Origin of the sequence: Shewanella sp. A32 (assembly GCF_029167175.1) — a bacterium.
Lineage (GTDB): Bacteria > Pseudomonadota > Gammaproteobacteria > Enterobacterales > Shewanellaceae > Shewanella > Shewanella yunxiaonensis.
The window spans coordinates 84771-101405 of record NZ_JARFTS010000005.1; the positions used below are offsets into that span (position 1 = coordinate 84771).

20 protein-coding genes are annotated in these 16635 nt (G+C 44.7%); 5 read left to right on the top strand and 15 right to left on the bottom strand.

The annotated features are described in order from the left end of the window. Positions 1-45: 45 nt before the first annotated feature. The 14 genes from PY479_RS05810 to PY479_RS05875 form a co-directional block, all read right to left on the bottom strand. Positions 46-2052 (bottom strand): methyl-accepting chemotaxis protein, encoded by a 2007-nt coding sequence (locus PY479_RS05810; protein ID WP_275483170.1) that lies wholly within the window; start codon positions 2050-2052, stop codon positions 46-48. A 126-nt stretch (positions 2053-2178) separates the two neighbouring features. After that, positions 2179-2349 carry a hypothetical protein gene (locus PY479_RS05815; RefSeq protein ID WP_275483171.1) on the bottom strand — a complete coding sequence of 57 codons (171 nt, stop codon included), beginning with the start codon at positions 2347-2349 and terminating at the stop codon, positions 2179-2181. Positions 2350-2467: 118 nt separating this feature from the next. After that, positions 2468-2935 (bottom strand): bacterioferritin, encoded by a 468-nt coding sequence (bfr, locus tag PY479_RS05820; RefSeq protein ID WP_275483172.1) that lies wholly within the window; start codon positions 2933-2935, stop codon positions 2468-2470. Between the two features lie 10 nt (positions 2936-2945). Next, entirely contained in the window at positions 2946-3419 is a 474-nt protein-coding gene (gene bfr / locus PY479_RS05825) for a bacterioferritin (protein WP_212594045.1), read from the bottom strand. Between the two features lie 212 nt (positions 3420-3631). Next, positions 3632-3856 carry a (Na+)-NQR maturation NqrM gene (nqrM, locus tag PY479_RS05830; protein WP_212596643.1) on the bottom strand — a complete coding sequence of 75 codons (225 nt, stop codon included), beginning with the start codon at positions 3854-3856 and terminating at the stop codon, positions 3632-3634. Between the two features lie 182 nt (positions 3857-4038). Next, positions 4039-5295: an NADH:ubiquinone reductase (Na(+)-transporting) subunit F gene (gene nqrF, locus PY479_RS05835; protein WP_212594046.1), complete on the bottom strand. Its 1257-nt coding sequence runs from the start codon at positions 5293-5295 to the stop codon at positions 4039-4041. Between the two features lie 44 nt (positions 5296-5339). Continuing rightward, a complete protein-coding gene (gene nqrE / locus PY479_RS05840; RefSeq protein ID WP_275483173.1) occupies positions 5340-5948 on the bottom strand; it encodes an NADH:ubiquinone reductase (Na(+)-transporting) subunit E in 609 nt (202 codons plus the stop codon). Positions 5949-5953: 5 nt separating this feature from the next. Further along, complete coding sequence (locus PY479_RS05845) at positions 5954-6586, bottom strand: NADH:ubiquinone reductase (Na(+)-transporting) subunit D (RefSeq protein ID WP_212594048.1); 633 nt, start codon at positions 6584-6586, stop codon at positions 5954-5956. After that, positions 6586-7371, bottom strand: coding sequence for a Na(+)-translocating NADH-quinone reductase subunit C (locus PY479_RS05850; protein WP_275483174.1), 786 nt, complete (start codon positions 7369-7371; stop codon positions 6586-6588). The genes PY479_RS05845 and PY479_RS05850 overlap by 1 nt, the downstream gene beginning before the upstream one ends. After that, positions 7364-8563: an NADH:ubiquinone reductase (Na(+)-transporting) subunit B gene (locus PY479_RS05855; protein ID WP_212594050.1), complete on the bottom strand. Its 1200-nt coding sequence runs from the start codon at positions 8561-8563 to the stop codon at positions 7364-7366. The genes PY479_RS05850 and PY479_RS05855 overlap by 8 nt, the downstream gene beginning before the upstream one ends. Then, the gene (locus PY479_RS05860; protein WP_275483175.1) at positions 8560-9894 is read right to left on the bottom strand and encodes a Na(+)-translocating NADH-quinone reductase subunit A; all 1335 of its coding nucleotides are present in this window, start codon (positions 9892-9894) and stop codon (positions 8560-8562) included. Before PY479_RS05860 ends, PY479_RS05855 begins: the two co-directional genes overlap by 4 nt. A 564-nt stretch (positions 9895-10458) precedes the next feature. Beyond that, positions 10459-10968: an S-ribosylhomocysteine lyase gene (luxS, locus tag PY479_RS05865; RefSeq protein ID WP_212594052.1), complete on the bottom strand. Its 510-nt coding sequence runs from the start codon at positions 10966-10968 to the stop codon at positions 10459-10461. Positions 10969-11033: 65 nt separating this feature from the next. Next, positions 11034-11333: a BolA/IbaG family iron-sulfur metabolism protein gene (locus PY479_RS05870; RefSeq protein WP_275483176.1), complete on the bottom strand. Its 300-nt coding sequence runs from the start codon at positions 11331-11333 to the stop codon at positions 11034-11036. 83 nt (positions 11334-11416) lie between these two features. Continuing rightward, complete coding sequence (locus PY479_RS05875; protein WP_275483241.1) at positions 11417-12031, bottom strand: alpha-ketoglutarate-dependent dioxygenase AlkB; 615 nt, start codon at positions 12029-12031, stop codon at positions 11417-11419. 110 nt (positions 12032-12141) lie between these two features. Here PY479_RS05875 and PY479_RS05880 point away from each other — a divergent pair, with 110 nt between their 5' ends. The 4 genes from PY479_RS05880 to PY479_RS05895 all read left to right on the top strand — a co-directional run bounded on the left by PY479_RS05880 (position 12142) and on the right by PY479_RS05895 (position 15290). Continuing rightward, positions 12142-13272, top strand: coding sequence for a methyltransferase (locus PY479_RS05880; protein WP_275483242.1), 1131 nt, complete (start codon positions 12142-12144; stop codon positions 13270-13272). A gap of 105 nt (positions 13273-13377) precedes the next feature. Next, the gene (locus PY479_RS05885) at positions 13378-13773 is read left to right on the top strand and encodes a hypothetical protein (protein ID WP_275483177.1); all 396 of its coding nucleotides are present in this window, start codon (positions 13378-13380) and stop codon (positions 13771-13773) included. An 87-nt stretch (positions 13774-13860) separates the two neighbouring features. Then, a complete protein-coding gene (locus PY479_RS05890) occupies positions 13861-14724 on the top strand; it encodes a hypothetical protein (RefSeq protein ID WP_275483178.1) in 864 nt (287 codons plus the stop codon). Beyond that, positions 14712-15290, top strand: coding sequence for a prolyl oligopeptidase family serine peptidase (locus PY479_RS05895; RefSeq protein WP_275483179.1), 579 nt, complete (start codon positions 14712-14714; stop codon positions 15288-15290). The genes PY479_RS05890 and PY479_RS05895 overlap by 13 nt, the downstream gene beginning before the upstream one ends. 47 nt (positions 15291-15337) lie before the next feature. On the opposite strand, the gene PY479_RS05900 is transcribed toward PY479_RS05895, so the two are convergent. After that, positions 15338-16102 carry a choice-of-anchor H family protein gene (locus PY479_RS05900; RefSeq protein WP_275483180.1) on the bottom strand — a complete coding sequence of 255 codons (765 nt, stop codon included), beginning with the start codon at positions 16100-16102 and terminating at the stop codon, positions 15338-15340. A gap of 207 nt (positions 16103-16309) precedes the next feature. Here PY479_RS05900 and PY479_RS05905 point away from each other — a divergent pair, with 207 nt between their 5' ends. Beyond that, a complete protein-coding gene (locus PY479_RS05905; RefSeq protein ID WP_275483181.1) occupies positions 16310-16633 on the top strand; it encodes a PepSY domain-containing protein in 324 nt (107 codons plus the stop codon). The last annotated feature ends 2 nt before the right edge of the window (positions 16634-16635 follow it).

A 16635-nucleotide genomic window follows, 5' to 3' on the forward strand; every position in this document is an offset into this window, starting at 1 on the left:
CAAACAAAAAAGGGAGCCTGAGCTCCCTGTTCAAGCGAGACCGATTTAGCTAATACGGAATCGATTGATATTATTTGATAGCGCTTTACTTACTGTCCGAAACGCTTTCATCTGTTCCACCAGAGCTTCACTCGCAGTCAATGACTCGTCAGAACGTTCTCGCACATCTTCAATATTGCGTGCCACTTCTTCCGATACGACTGCTTGTTGACCAATGGCAGAGGTCATTTCTGCCGTCTGCTGCTGAATTTCATTAATTGCCGTAGTGATCTCATCTAACACTGCTTCAACTTGCACGGTCAACGCCCGCCCAGCATCCGCCTGCTTAACACCGTTTTCCATCACCTGTTGGGCCTGCTGTGCCTGTGACTGTAAAGTTTGAATAATATCTTGAATATTACTGGTTGAGTCCTGAGTCCGCGAAGCAAGGGTTCGAACTTCGTCAGCAACTACAGCGAACCCACGTCCTTGTTCACCGGCACGGGCCGCTTCAATTGCAGCATTTAGCGCTAACAGGTTGGTCTGCTCGGCAATGGCTCGAATAACACTTAAGACCTCGCCGATCTGTTCTGAACTGGTCTTCAGTTCACGGATCACGCTCGCAGCGGAGTTAACCTGTTCAGACAGCGCATACATGCCGTTAGCAGCCTTCTGCACCGTTTCAACACCAGCTAACGATTGACTATGAGCCGCGTCTGCAGAGTCTGCCGTACGTTGGGCCCCGGCGGCCATCTCCTGACTGGTATGTGCCATTTCTGTTGCCGCAGTTGCTACCGAGGCAATTTGTTGCTTTTGCGCCCTAACAGAACTTAATGCTTGCTCGCAGACAGCAACAGAACCATCCACACCGCGGTCGACCTCATCTGTGAGTTGTCGCGTTTCCTTAAGCATATCCTCGACTTTAGCGGCAAACTTATTGAACGCAGCGCTGAGTCGACCTAATTCATCATCGCGTGACATCTCAATGCGACGAGATAGATCGCCATCGCCGTCGGCAATGTCTTCCATCGCCAGTAATAATTCCTTTAAATGGTGACGAAAAGGTTGCAGCACAATCGAAATCAGCCCAACCACCAACAAAATGATCCCGATTGCCATCCCACTGGTCTGCCAAAACTTATGTTCTACCGGTGCCATGAATACCGCATCAGGTAACATAAACCCCAAGTACCAACGCACTTTTGGGTAATCGCTATCAATGCTCACGTAACTCACATGTTGCCGCTGGCCCTGATAAGTGACTTCAGACACACCTTCACCCATTGACCGCATGGTTTGCTTCAGTGCAGCGAAGCCAGCATTGTCATTACTTAAGGTGTCAACTTGAGTAATGTCTGTCCCAGGCGTAAAAGCTTTATTAAAGCCAGGGAAATAGACCAATTTACCCTGTTCTGTCATCAAAAATGCCTGACCTTGTCCCTGATATTTGATAGGCGAAAGCAGATTTTTACCTATGGTGTCGATGAGAATGTCCATCCCCCCGATACCGATCAGCTTTCCAGAACTGTCCTTAACGACCGTCTTTACCGTAGCTGATACCGTACCATCATTGGCATCAACTGCTGGATCAGCCACAAACAGACCATTTTTATCAATAGCTTCCTGCCACCATGGACGCTTATTGGTGTAGTAATTAGGATCGCCATCATAACGGCCATTCAAATCAAAATATTCGAAAGTATTGGCTGAGCCCAAAAATACTGACTTAATATCTTTGTCTCGCTCGGAGAAAAAATGAAAATATTTAATTAATTGATGGTATTGCTGATCATCAGACAAATCAGAGCCACGCTGTTTGTAATCAGCAAACCATTGGACAACCCAAGGATTAGAAAAGATCGAATGGATGATCTGACCTTTGGCGTAGAAGTAACTGCCAATTTCTTGCGCCTTCAGATCTAACATGGATGAAATATCACTGTCGATACGGACTCTTGTCTCATTACTATCAGTTTTGACCACGACCGCAGCGACGATAGTGAGCAAAATTGCCAAAGCACCGGCAATTGTCACTACCAATTGTAGACTCAATGAACGTCTTATTTGCAACATCAGGGCTCCCACTCTTGCTTTTCTTATTAAGGAGCCGTCAATGTACCAAATGTGCCAGTACTCTTTTAGTTAAAAATTACGTAACAAAGTGTTAAAAGGCAGCGATATGGGCAAATTCAATGATGATTAGCGAAACAGCGAAAATATGTAGGCGAGTTCTTCTTTACTAACAAGAGGTTGTTGCGGATTGTCACAAGTGGTTGTCTTTTTGACAACCACTTTATCTGGCAAGACCTCTGGGCGTTTGCGCGGGGAAGTCCGCGTTGCCAAATGCAGGTTACTGGATATTTCGTTCATAAGCGTTTCCTTTTGTTACTGATTAAATAATAATCAGATCACACTGAATATGCACTGAACGCTTACGTAAATTATCCTCTAATAGTGTAAACGATAACTAATATTATCATTACATAAATTACATCTTTGACTGCAGGTAATTTTGTAGTCCAATTTTCTTAATCAAGCCTAACTGTTTTTCCAACCAGTACATATGATCAGCTTCGGTATCTTCCAGTAATACCTCGAGAATTTCCCTCGTCTGATAATCATTGAGTTGCTCACATAAGGCGATGCCCTGACGCAAGGAGTCCGCAACTTTGTATTCATATTGCAAATCGTTGTGAAGCATCTCTTCTACGTTGCTGCCAATAGTTAATGCTTCCCGGCTTTCTATGTCAGGCTTACCTTCAAGAAACAAAATACGAGAGATAAGCTTTGCTGCATGTCCTCGTTCATCCAGTGACTCATGGTTTATTCGTTCATAGAGCTCAGTCAATCCCCAGTCTTCGTACATGTGTGCATGAACAAAATACTGATCCATCGAAGAGAGTTCGCCAGTCAATTGCTTATTCAGCATGGCAAGAATTTGCGGATGTCCTTTCATATGCAACTCCTTATGCTTCGCTCATTTGAGATTGAAGGTAATTTTGAATACCTGTGATCCGGATTAGCTCAAATTGGGACTCTAGCCAATCGAGATGCTCTTCTTCATCCTCAAGAATATCTTCAAGCAAATCACGGCTAACGTAATCCTGTTCAGTTTCACATATGACAATAGAGTCTCGCAGTAATTGCAGCTGCTCTTCAAGCATCAACTTGTCACAAGACAGCATCTCTTCACTGTGTTCACCAATCCTCAATTTATCCAGTTGCTGTAGATTCGGTAAGCCTTCAAGAAATAGCACTCTTTCTATCAACTTATCCGCATGCTTCATATCCTGAATCGATTTCTTGTAGCTGCGATGATTCAGTCCTTCGAGGCCCCAGTTTTTAAACATCCTGGCGTGAAGAAAGTACTGGTTGATCGCGGTGAGCTCACATGTCAGCACCTTGTTGAGCTGCATAACAATATTCGGTTGACCTTTCATGGCATAATTCCTTGATAGCGACAATTTGATCTATATCAATGTTTAAAGCCTAACCTCAGATATTAAAAATATCAAATTACCTCTTAATTTCAGTTATTTAATAAAAAAAATGATTACTATTATCAATCTAAATTATAAGTGGATGGATGGAAATTACGGAAAATACTGATAAAAAAAACGGCTTAGCGCCGTTTTTTTATTATCAATGACAATTAGATAATACGGTGTTGAGCAAGTCGCTCCTGCCTGGCTTTCTCTTTGGCATCTTTAGCTTTTCGACGATCACATGGCTCATCGCAATCACAAGCCTTTTCAATGCCTAAAACACCAAGTCCACCACAGCTTCCCTGAACGGCTTTGCGCTTGATCAGATAACCGATAGACATCAGCAGAAAAAACACCAGCAAAAACAGAAAAGCGGCTATGAATGTACTCATCATGATTCCTCTTGCTCTCGGATATCTTAATAACTGATATCCGTATTATACCTTAAAGCAATTCATCTTTTCAGTGATTGTCCTGCTAGCCACAGACTGCTGTCCGCTAGCAAACTCATCAACAGAATTAACCTCAACAAGGTAAAAAAATGGCACAGCGAACGCTGTGCCAGATAGTTACATTAGCCACCGAAGTCATCCAGAAGGATGTTATCATCTTCGACGCCTAGGTCTTTCAGCATCGCAATAACAGCGGCGTTCATTACTGGAGGTCCACACATATAGAACTCACAGTCTTCCGGCGCTTCATGGCTCTTCAGGTAATTTTCGTACAGCACATTATGAATAAAGCCGGTGTACCCGTTCCAATCATCTTCAGGCTGCGGATCAGAGAGCGCGACGTACCAATTAAAGTTATCGTTTTCTTTGGCCAGCATATCGAAATCTTCAACATAGAACATTTCACGCTTAGAACGGGCGCCATACCAGAAACTCATCTTACGCTTAGTTTTTATACGCTTCAGCTGGTCAAAAATATGAGAACGCATTGGTGCCATACCAGCACCACCGCCGATAAACACCATCTCAGCATCGGTATCTTTCGCGAAAAATTCACCAAAAGGACCCGATATTGTGACTTTGTCACCCGCTTTGAGACTCCAGATGTAAGATGACATCTTACCGCACGGCAAGCTCAAATTACGTGGTGGAGGTGTTGCGATACGAACGTTAAGCATGATGATGCCGAACTCTTCTGGATAGTTCGCCATTGAGTAAGCACGTATTACAGGCTCATCAACCTTAGACTCGAGTTTGAAGAACCCGAAATGATCCCAGTCCTTACGATACTTCTCAGGAATGTCGTAATCCTTGTAGTATACGTGATGAGCTGGAGCCTCAATCTGGATATAACCACCAGCACGGAATGGTACCGATTCGCCGTCAGGAATAGCCAGCTTCAATTCTTTAATAAAGGTCGCTTTGTTGTCATTAGAAATGACTGTACATTCCCATTTTTTGATACCAAAAATGGCTTCGTCCAGTTCGATTTCCATATCGTTCTTAACGTTCACCTGACATGACAGGCGACAACCTTCACGCGCTTCACCTTTATTAATATGGCTCAGTTCGGTAGGCAAAATATCGCCGCCGCCGGATTTGACAATCACCCGGCACTGACCACATGAGCCACCGCCACCACAGGCAGATGACACAAAGATCCCATTATCCGCCAGCACGCCCAGCAACTTACCACCAGCCGAGGTTTTAATGGCCTTATCAGGATCGCCATTGATTGAAATTGTTATATCACCGCTGGACACTAGTTTGGACTTGGCGAATAAAATCACCAATACCAACACCAGTACAATGGCGGTGAACATACTCACACCGAGGTAAACCTCAAGTGGAGTGGACTTAAAAATACCAAGAATATCCATTAACTTATCCTTAGAAGGTCCAATTCAGGAAGCCACTGGCCGCATCAAAGCGACACACCAGAGAACGACATGAAACCCAATGCCATCAGGCCAGCGGTAAGGAAGGTAATTCCCAAACCACGCAGTCCTGCAGGCACATCCGCATATTTGAGTTTTTCACGGATACCAGCCATCAACACAATGGCCAATGCCCAGCCCATTCCTGAACCGAAACCAAATATCGTACTTTCACCCAGTGTGTAATCACGTTCTACCATGAAGGACACCGCGCCGAAAATCGCACAGTTCACCGTAATCAGCGGCAAGAAGATACCCAATGCGTTGTACAGTGGTGGAAAGTACTTATCCAATGCCATTTCCAGTATCTGAACTAAAGCAGCAATCACCCCGATAAAGGTGATGAACTTCAGAAAGCTCAGGTCAGCGTCGGGGAAACCAGCCCATGCCAATGCCCCCGGAGCTAACAGACCTTGATAGATGATCTGGTTAGCTGGCACTGAAATTGTCATCACCAGCACAACTGCGATACCCAACCCCATGGCGGTTTTGACTTTTTTAGACACTGCCAGGAATGTACACATCCCCAGGAAGAAAGACAGCGCCATGTTTTCGATAAAAATCGAACGGATCAATAAACTTAAATAGTGTTCCATGATGCTTATCCTTTCGCTTCAACCTGTTCGGGTTTCTTAGTACGAATTACCCAAATCAGCATACCTATCAGGAAGAAGGCACTGGGGGGTAACAACAGCAGACCATTGGGCTGGTACCAGCCACCATCAGAAATTTTCTGCAGGATCTGCACCCCGAACAAGGAGCCACTGCCAAACAGTTCACGGAAGAAACCGACGGTCATCAGCACTGCGCCATAGCCCAGACCATTACCGATACCATCCATAAAACTCATCAATGGTGGTGACTTCATGGCGTATGCTTCAGCGCGTCCCATTACGATACAGTTGGTGATGATCAACCCCACAAACACCGACAACTGTTTAGACACGTTGTAGGCATAAGCTTGCAGTAACTGGTCAACCACGATTACCAGCGAAGCGATAATCGTCATCTGCACAATAATACGAACACTGCTAGGGATATGGTTACGAATCAACGAGATAAACAAGTTAGAAAACGCGGTTACTGCAGTAAGCGCAAGCGCCATCACCAATGCTGTTTCCAGTTTACTGGTTACTGCCAAGGCACTACAGACACCCAAGACTTGCAGCGCAATTGGGTTATTATTGAGAATAGGTCCGGTCAGAACCTGTCTCAGTTCTTTGGTATCAGCCATTAGCTCAGTCCTCCATTGCGTGCTTTTTCAATGAAGTGGGCGAAACCTTCATTACCCAACCAGAACGTCAAAGTGTGTTGTACGCCGTTACTAGTCAATGTCGCGCCAGACAGAGCATCGACACCATATTCTGATGCTGCCACTGCAGGATTCTTGGTCACTTTAATCGCGATATTGCCATTTTCGTCAAACAGCTTTTTGCCGTCCCACTTCGCTTTCCACTTCGGATTCTGCACTTCACCGCCAAGTCCCGGAGTTTCCCCCTGATCGTAATAAACCAGATTCTGCACCGTGTTCATATCAGGTTTTACTGCCAGGAAGGCATACATGGTTGACCACAAGCCGTAGCCATGCACAGGCATGATTACCGTAACAAGTTTTCCGGCTTCATCATGCACCAGATAAACGACCGCATTGTCAGCAACCCGCTTAACAGATGCGATATCGTGTTCCGGCACAAACGAGGTCGATGGGTCGCGAGATGCTTTTTTCTGATCATAGGTATCACCGTCAACGCCGGGCACCATATCGCCAGTTTTCAGATCTACCACTTTGGCTTGTACGTATTTTTTATATGTGTTCAGGATCTCTTTCTTGTTCAGCTTTGCCTGAGGGTCTATCAGACCGGCAGCTTCAAGAATGTATTTTTGCTTATCCAGCAACTTGTTTTCCTGTTGGGTCGGCTTCAGCAAAACGGCCGCGGTCGATACAAATATGGAGCAGATCAGACACAAACCGACAACGATAAACAGAGTACTGGCAAATGAATCTTTATTCTTAGCCACGAGCAATCCTCCGCTTAATATTTGCCTGTACCACAAAATGGTCAAACAACGGTGCGAACAGGTTGGCAAACAGAATTGCCAGCATCATCCCTTCTGGGAAGGCTGGGTTGATTACCCTGATAAATACCACCATTGCACCAATCAAAATACCGTAAGCCCATTTAGCTTTGTTGGTAAAGGATGCAGACACTGGATCCGTTGCCATAAACATCATCCCGAAGGCAAAGCCACCCAACACTAAATGCCAATACCAAGGCATGGCAAACATAGGATTGGTGTTGGAACCAACAGCATTCAGCAGCAGCGATACAGCGATCATTCCGACCATCACACCACCAACAATGCGCCATGATGCGATGCGAGTGTAGATGATGATCAATCCACCAATGAGAATTGCTAACGTCGAAACTTCACCGGTAGAGCCTGGAATAAAACCAAGGAAAGCATTCCACCAACTCTGGTCAAAGGCATAACTCAATTTCCCTGCAGCAGCTTGACTCAGCGCGGTTGCGCCAGAATACCCATCTGCGACTACCCAGGTAGTGTCGCCGGACATATTGAGCGGATAAGCAAAGAACAAAAATGCACGTCCTGCCAATGCCGGGTTGAGGAAGTTACGCCCGGTGCCACCAAAGACTTCTTTGGCAACTACGACACCAAAGGTGATCCCTAAGGCAACCATCCACAATGGAATTGTCGGTGGCAGGATCAGTGCGAACAGGATGGAAGTTACAAAGAAACCTTCATTAACTTCGTGCCCACGCACAGTGGCAAATAACACTTCCCAAATACCACCGATAGCAAAGGTGACAGCATAGATAGGCAGAAAGAAACACGCACCGTACCACATCAAAGTGGCCCAACCGGCATTCGCGGTTAACTCAGCACCGAACAGATGAAACAAACCCACTTGCCAAACATCAGGAGTACCATGACCTGCAACCAACGCCAACTGCGCTTGCAGACCAATATTGTACATGCCCACAAACATTGCCGGGAAAGTACAGGCCCAGACAGTAATCATCATCCGTTTCAGGTCCAGGTTATCACGCACATGGGTTCGCCCTGTGTTTACTTTACCCGGAGTGTATAAAATGGTCGCTGCAGCCTCATAAAGCGCATACAGCTTTTCGTATTTCCCGCCCTTTTCAAACTGCGGTTCAATACGCTCAAGAAAATCTTTCAAGCTCATAGGCCTTCCCTCTCAATGGTCTCCAGGCAGTCTCGAAGATAGGAGCCATAGTCATACTTACCGGGACAAACGAATGTACAGAGCGCCAGGTCTTCTTCATCCAATTCCAGCGCACCCAATGCCACAGCACTGTCGGTGTCGCCAGACACCAAATCCCGCAACAACATAGTTGGCAGAATATCCAGTGGCATGACCCGTTCGTAGTTACCGATAGGCACCATCGCGCGTTCAGAACCGCCTGTACTGGTGGTCATATTGAATAAACGAGAAGGTGTTAAATGACCCAGGAAAGCACGAGTGATAGAGAACTTGTCAGCACCAGGCATCACCCAGCCGAAGAACTCTTTCTCAGTACCTTCTTCAACTAGAGAGATCTGTAAAGAATACCGACCGAGATAAGCATGTGGCCCGGTTGCGGTTTCCCCATACAGCACAGACCCGGAAATCACCCGCACCTGACCATCAGCTTTTTCGTTCGCCAACAACTCGTCAGTACTTGCCCCCAATAAAGTACGAACTAGCCGTGGAGATTTTGCTTTTGGTCCGCCGATGGCGATTACGCGCTGACAGTTAAGCTCACCAGTAGTAAACAACTGACCGATGGCAATAACGTCCTGATAGCCTATATGCCATACGGTACGCTTTGAAGATGCTGGCATCAGGAAATGGATGTGCGTGCCAGGTAATCCTGCCGGATGAGGACCGGCAAACTCTTCCACCTGAGTGTCGGCCGCAGGGATATCTACTCCAGGCGCTTTACATAAGAAAACCTTGTCAGAAAGCCGAGAAATTACTTTCAGGCCATTCACAAAATCATCTTTATGTTCAGCAATAATTACCTGAGGGTCAGCAGCCAGTGGCTGTGTATCGATAGCAGTAACAAATATGGCAGCAGCAGAAGATTCTACGGCCGGGACTTTACTGAAAGGTCGAGTACGAAATGCCGTCCATAACCCTGAGTCAATCAGGTTTTTTCGGACGTCAGAGGCAGCGATAGTGTTGAGCGTTGCAGGTTCGTATTTGGCAAAAGAGACGGATTCACTCCCTTCTACTTCAATCACGACCGACTGCAAAACTCGTCGGGCGCCGCGGTTGATGTCTACAACAGTGCCACTGGCAAAAGCGGTATATTTTACGCCGGGGTTCCTTTTATCTTCAAAAAGAACCTGGCCCTTCGCTACTTTATCGCCCACTTTGATTTTCATCGTTGGACGTAAGCCAATATACTCTTCACCCAATGTAGCAACGTGTTTAATGGCTGGGCCATCATGGATAACTTGCTTTGGTTTACCTGCAAGAGGTAAGTCCAATCCTTTCTTGATTGTAATCATATCCACATGCACTACGGTTGAAGGAAAGACAATGCGCCGCGTTCCTGCCAATCCAGGGCATCACACAACCAATATGCCAAGCATTGAGTTAGCGCAGATTTTTCTCAGAAATGCGATCGCAATCACGTTGTTCGGCAGGCATTCTAACCCAATTGAAATGCTATAGCCACGAAAATTGTAGTATTTTTGTGCCCACAATCATCCCATGATCAACAATTTAACCAACAAATTTTTATCATTTTATTGACAACATAATGCAACAACCTGCCAATGCTGCATTAATGAACTACATCCTTCTTTTAAAAAGAATTATTTTTGTGACTTCTAGTGTAGAGAAAAAATAACTTTGCGTTTGATCACAATTAATGATCAACAAAATTCTCAGTCATCACACTTGCATCAGCAGAAGCAAATCAGCAATGACTTAACAATACCGTACACCATAGTGCAATTGGTATTACCATTGCTATTAAACTTTAGTAAGTGATGGCATTTCTTGCATAAAAAAACGACATGAATTGGCATTCATGTCGTTTCTAAAAAGTAAGACGAAACTAATAGCAGTTACAGTTGATGCAAAATTTCATCACTCAGTTTCAGCTCGTCGTTGTGATTGATACTAACACCGGCAGCAATAACATCTCGTGCAATCTGCTGTGCTTGTTCTAATGAATGCATGGTATATGTACCACACTGATATTCATTCAATTCTGGGATTGCGTGCTGATCTTTAACCTGTAATACATCCTGCATTGCTGCCAACCAAGCATCGGCGACACGTTGCTCGTCAGGCGTTCCGATTAAGCTCATGTAAAAACCGGTTCGGCATCCCATAGGCGAAATATCAATGATTTCTACGCCATTACCATTTAAATGATCACGCATAAAACCCGCAAACAGATGTTCCAGGGTATGGATACCACGTTCACTGAGAATGGTTTTATTCGGAACACAGAAGCGTAAATCAAACACGGTTATCTCATCACCTTTAGGTGTGGTCATTTGTTTAGCGACCCGCACGGCTGGCGCATGCATCCGGGTATGATCTACGGTAAAACTATCTAACAACGGCATAATGCCTCCCTTGTTAATTCTTTGACCACCGCATTAGTGCGATGGTTGAGGTAATTGGTCCAGTCTCAGCCACGACATTTTGGCGATGAAGGGACTTCCGCTAATGCTTGCCACTCGTCAGGGGTGTAGGTATGCATAGACAGGGCATGCACCCCATTGGCTAATTCATACGCCAGAATTTCATTCACTTTACGGTGCCTAGCTAGTAATCGTAGCCCCTTAAAGGTGGAGCTCACCAGCACGACCTTAAAATGGGTTTCTGAATTAGGAGGCACATGATGATTATGACTTTCATTGAGTACTTCAATGTGTTCAGGCTTGAGTTCAGCCTGCAATTTCTGCTGGATAGTATCTGCAACTGACATAAGTAATTCCCAATGACTCCTTGAATGGCGGCAGGTTACTTGCTCAGGATACAAAGATCAATCTACAAAGAATAATGACTGATTCACTGACTGTGAAAGTACGGAATTAACTGACGAAAGGTGAAGTTAATGCGCGGCTCTTGTAATTTTAAGCGCTTAGGTAAGGCATGTTGCCATTGCTGCTGCATTGGCCAACGCATTATAAGCAAATCGCCACCTTCCAACTGTAACCGTATTTTCTCATGTGTTTGCCGGGAACGAATATCAAAATCTCGGGCGGCACCAATTGTTACTGAAGCAATATCGCTCCCCGGTTGCAGCTCTGGCTCATCATCACTGTGCCAGCCCATACAGTCACGCCCATCCGCATATCGGTTTACCAGCACACCATTGCTCTGAAACTGGAAATCACGCTGTAACATCAGCCGTAAACGTTGACAATACTTTGGCCAAGCAAGTGCTCTCACCATCATACCGGAATACAGATAGTCACATCCTAGATCACCAAACCAAACCTGAGTTCTAGGGATCGGATGCGGTTTCCCGAAAACCTCTACCACGGGCTTTTGTAATGGGTACATGAGCGCTTCTTGCCATAAAATTTGCTGTTGTGCCTGACTAAGGTAGCCCCGCACCAACAACATCGGGGGGGCATTGAAAGTCTCCCGCTGCCGCTCACCAGCACCATCGAACAACATCTCTGATTGCTGGGGTATTTTCGCCATAGCTGTCGATTCCATATAAGGAAGTCGCTATTCACAGAGGCTTCTGCGATAATTCGCGACAATTTTTCGGTGAATCAACGTTTATAATGGCTCAGTTCTCATTTGCAAACCAGGTACTGGAACTACAACGCTATCCCACTAATCAGCAGACCAACCTGCAAGCATGGGATGCTGCTGACGAACACCTGTTACATATGCTGGATGAGCGAGCCCTACCGGCATCAGTCATGATGCTAAATGATAATTTTGGTGCACTGTTGTGCGCATTAAAATCCAGACAATCAGATTTACGCTGTCTGTGGATTTCCGATGCAGCCACATCCCACTACGGTGCGGCCCAGAATCTCAGTCAAAATTGCCTGCCGACTGCGGATATTCAGTGGCTGGTAGAAGCGCCTGAAAAAATCGATAGCAAGCAATTGACCTTGATGAAATTACCGAAAAACCTCAATTATTTCGCCTGGCAACTCACACAACTGTCCAGAGTGTTACCTGCGGGAAGTGAGCTGTTTATCGGTGCCAAAGCAAAATCCATCAATCCACCGCTGCTGCAACTCATCGCCCAGTGTTTTGGCCCTGCAAGTGCCAGTCTGGCCTGGAAGAAAACGCGTGTTATTACGGCAGTTGCTGATGGTAAATTGCGACCAGAAATTGCCCCACAGTGCTGGCCGGTGCCGGAATATAAACTGCAACTTTCTAATTTGAGCAATGTTTTTGCGGCCAACAAATTGGATATAGGGGCTCGTCTGATGCTGCAACACATGCCACAGGGAAATTTCCAACAGGTTATCGATCTTGGTTGTGGCAATGGCATATTGGGGTTACGAGCAGCACAGTTGTTTCCACAGGCGCACATTCATTTTGTTGATGACTCTGCACAAGCAATTGCTTCAGCGCAGCAGAACTGGCAATTGAATAATTTAGCCGCCGAAAAAGGTCATTTTTACTGGGATGACTGTCTGACGAATCTGCCAGCGGACATTGAGACAGACCTAATCCTCTGTAATCCCCCGTTTCATCAGGGGGAAGCGATTACCGATCACATCGCCTGGCAGATGTTTGTCGATGCTAAACAACGTTTACGAGCCGGAGGATTATTACAAATCGTCGGCAATCGCCATTTAGGCTATCACGTCAAACTCAAGCGCCTTTTTGGCAACTCTACTACGGTTGCCAGCAATCAAAAGTTTGTGATCTTACAAGCCGTAAAATAATCCGCATTTAAACTGTTACAAAAAAAACATTACAACGTTACAAATATGTAACCATCTCTGGTATTTTGTCAGTTTTCCCCCGAGCGCTGAAAAGGAGCTTCATACATGCGTTCTTTACTTTTATCGTTTTGCTTTCTGCTATTAATAATATCTTCTGCAACTCATGGGCAGGAGTTATATGAAAAATATGCATCATTGCCTATTATGGAAAACCTCAGCCTTTCTCCAGATGGCAATAAACTCGCTGCAATATATAACACACCCAATGGGCCTCAAGTGGTATTAATGGATTTTCCATCCGTGGAATTTACCCCACTAGTTCAACTAAAAAAGGCTAGAGACCGCATCGAATATGTTGTCTGGTCAGGTAATCGCTATCTGATAGTCGCGCTAAGTTATCCAGAATACAGTACTGGCGATTACTTTCGTATCAACCGTTTATATCGTATTGATTTAGAAACCAAAGAAACCAGAGAACTTACGGATAAGCGTTTCTCCTAAAAAAGTTACTATAAGTACGTCAACTTTAATCTTGTCTCAGCTTTAAAGAATGACCCAGAACATATTCTGGTATCTGCATATGATGAGTTGGATAAAGGCATAAGTGTCTATAAAGTTAATCTGGCGGACAGTGATTTTGATAAAATTATTGTTAACAATTATGAAATTGATAGCTGGTATGCCGATAATCACGGTGTGGTGCGGCTTGGGCTGCAATGGGAAAAAGATAAATCCACTGACGAACATAAATTCACCACTTGGTATCGAAATGCAGATGGTGAACCAATGAAAGCACTGCATACGGTAATTATTGGAAAATCAGAAACGTTTGATGTCATGGGCTTGAATGATGATGGTAGTAAGGCCTATGTATTAAGTGATCGCATCAACAATAGGGAGTCTTTGTGGTTGTATGATATTCCCAATAATAAATTTGAACGGGAAGTATATAGCAATCCCCAATATGATTTACGTGGAGCACTAATTAACAATGAAGGCGAATTAGCCGGTGTATTTTATTATGATGACTACTTACGCCAACATTATTTTTCTGATGCAGATGCTAAACAAACAATGCTCGCCAAAAAGCTGTTAGCGGGGATGGAAAGTTCAATAGTCACTAGCTCTCGCGATAAACAGCGTTTCATTATTGAGGCAGAGTCCACCTCAAAGCTACCTACTTACTTTTATGTGGATTTACGTACTAAAAAGGCCGGGGCCTGGCTATCTAAATACCCACTGTTAAACCATGAAGCTCTTGCGGTGCCACAAAACATCAAATTTAAGGCCAGTGATGGCATGGAGCTAAACGGCTATCTGACAATACCTGCTAATATTGAAAAGCCACCTTTAGTTGTGTTTCCCCATGGAGGACCACATTCCCGGGACTATAAATATTTTGATCCATTTGTGCAGTTTTTGCGGCTAAAGGATATGCCGTGTTGCAAGTAAACTTTCGTGGTTCAGAAGGGTTTGGTAATGCTTATCAAACTGCCGGATATTATGAATGGGGCAAACGGATGCAGCGGGATGTAGACGATGCCATGGACTACGTGGTATCAAACTTTCCAGTATCGAAAAACCAAGCCTGTATGGTAGGTGCGAGCTATGGGGGCTATGTCGCCTTAACTGAAGCATTTCAACAACCAGATCGTTATAAATGCTACGTCAGTATCGCAGGTATTAGTGATTTAGAAGCCGATATCGCCCATGAGAAAAAAATGAAGGTTTATGTAGGTAATATCATCAAAGAGGAAAGCCGAGATGCCTTAGCGGCACTTGGAGATGTATCAGCGATAAATCATATAGATGAAATTAAAGCGCCTATCCTATTAATTCATGGCACCAAGGATACTCAGGTTAACTACCACCAATCCTCTGATTTTTATGATAAGGCTCGTCGTAAAATTGATATTAAATATATTGAGCTTAAAGATACCACCCATTATTTAGACGACCCCACTGGTAGAACGGCGACATTTAAAGCGCTGGATGAGTTTCTCAGTAAATATCTCTGATAATTCATGAACCAAGGCCTGACATCGTCAGGCCTTTTAGTTTGCAATTAACGTCGTCTCCAGGCAAGCACCCCCAATACAATTACTCCCGCAGCAGACATACTCCCGGCATTAACGGTCACAAATGTCCCGCCATTATTATTGTAATTATCCCGGTCACGACTTTGCAGCGGCAACGCATAGAGACTATTCAGATCATAGCTGCTTACAGTAGCGACTATATCACTGTACCCCACTTCATAGAGGTCAATCAGCACATCATAGTGATCTGTCGGATAGCCAGTTTCCAATGAAGTTGTGACTTGATAGCTGTCGTATGAACTATCTCCCTGCAGATAAAATACGTCCGTGGTATAAAAATGCATCCAGTCACCGCCATTTCTGCTGAGATATAACTCTGCATATACCGGGACGCTTTCAGTAACATCCGCACCATAGACATCCGCATCAATATCTAAAGAAAAACTATGGTAAAAGCCATCATAGTTATCATCAGCTAAAAGATAGGTCGCAACATCATAAAAGCTAAATTCGTGGTAATAATTATGAGCACTGAACGAGGATATTTTTTGGGCTGATTTACTGCCGCTGTTATTGTCAGCGACTTTAGCCGCAATAATCTGCTCGCGGGTCTGTACTAAAATGTTGGTCTCGGTTGCCTGTTGTAACTGACTCACAGCCTCTTCGCGTAATTGCGCTTCATCAGCTGACTCAACCGCTTTGTAATCAACGGATTTGGTGGTCGCCGCATAACTGCTTCCAGCCCATATCAGCAATAACGCCATGGAGGTAATTACATTCACTTTAGTCATTAGGTTGGCCTCTTATGACACAATTGTTGGGTATCATTAAAACGATTGCTTGATGAACACAACATGAATGACAACAGTCAGCCAGTGTTCATCTTCAACACGGATAATAAAACGCAAGTTCGCTGTACAAATTTTAGCAACAGCATAAGTTTGCACACTGCACAGGATCTTTTAAACTGGTCATATTGATTCAGACGGGACCATCATATGAGTTTGAGTAAACGCAACAATCCAAAAGAGATCAAGCTATTAGGCAGCCTGATATTGCTGCTTGGATTGTCGTTATCCAGTCCAGTTCTGCACGCCAAACAGCCCAATAACAACCGCCAGGGAAAACCACAAAATCAGCTTGTGGTTCGTAGTAATAATCAGGCGGCACAAATAGTGAAAAGTCGTTATGGCGGAAAAGTATTAAAAGTCGAGTCAACCAGGATGAACGGAGATCCGGGGTATCGAGTGAAATTACTGACCGAAAACGGCCGTATCATTTATGTTTCGGTCAATGCCGCCAGCGGCCGCATCGATAACTGACA

Bases quoted from the DNA above. Each gene is read 5' to 3' on its own strand.
- PY479_RS05810 (WP_275483170.1), bottom strand. From the start codon at position 2,052: ATGTTGCAAATAAGACGTTCATTGAGTCTACAATTGGTAGTGACAATT.
- PY479_RS05815 (WP_275483171.1), bottom strand. From the start codon at position 2,349: ATGAACGAAATATCCAGTAACCTGCATTTGGCAACGCGGACTTCCCCG.
- bfr (WP_275483172.1), bottom strand. From the start codon at position 2,935: ATGAAAGGACATCCGCAAATTCTTGCCATGCTGAATAAGCAATTGACT.
- bfr (WP_212594045.1), bottom strand. From the start codon at position 3,419: ATGAAAGGTCAACCGAATATTGTTATGCAGCTCAACAAGGTGCTGACA.
- nqrM (WP_212596643.1), bottom strand. From the start codon at position 3,856: ATGAGTACATTCATAGCCGCTTTTCTGTTTTTGCTGGTGTTTTTTCTG.
- nqrF (WP_212594046.1), bottom strand. From the start codon at position 5,295: ATGGATATTCTTGGTATTTTTAAGTCCACTCCACTTGAGGTTTACCTC.
- nqrE (WP_275483173.1), bottom strand. From the start codon at position 5,948: ATGGAACACTATTTAAGTTTATTGATCCGTTCGATTTTTATCGAAAAC.
- PY479_RS05845 (WP_212594048.1), bottom strand. From the start codon at position 6,586: ATGGCTGATACCAAAGAACTGAGACAGGTTCTGACCGGACCTATTCTC.
- PY479_RS05855 (WP_212594050.1), bottom strand. From the start codon at position 8,563: ATGAGCTTGAAAGATTTTCTTGAGCGTATTGAACCGCAGTTTGAAAAG.
- PY479_RS05860 (WP_275483175.1), bottom strand. From the start codon at position 9,894: ATGATTACAATCAAGAAAGGATTGGACTTACCTCTTGCAGGTAAACCA.
- luxS (WP_212594052.1), bottom strand. From the start codon at position 10,968: ATGCCGTTGTTAGATAGTTTTACCGTAGATCATACCCGGATGCATGCG.
- PY479_RS05870 (WP_275483176.1), bottom strand. From the start codon at position 11,333: ATGTCAGTTGCAGATACTATCCAGCAGAAATTGCAGGCTGAACTCAAG.
- PY479_RS05875 (WP_275483241.1), bottom strand. From the start codon at position 12,031: ATGTTGTTCGATGGTGCTGGTGAGCGGCAGCGGGAGACTTTCAATGCC.
- PY479_RS05885 (WP_275483177.1), top strand. From the start codon at position 13,378: ATGCGTTCTTTACTTTTATCGTTTTGCTTTCTGCTATTAATAATATCT.
- PY479_RS05900 (WP_275483180.1), bottom strand. From the start codon at position 16,102: ATGACTAAAGTGAATGTAATTACCTCCATGGCGTTATTGCTGATATGG.
- PY479_RS05905 (WP_275483181.1), top strand. From the start codon at position 16,310: ATGAGTTTGAGTAAACGCAACAATCCAAAAGAGATCAAGCTATTAGGC.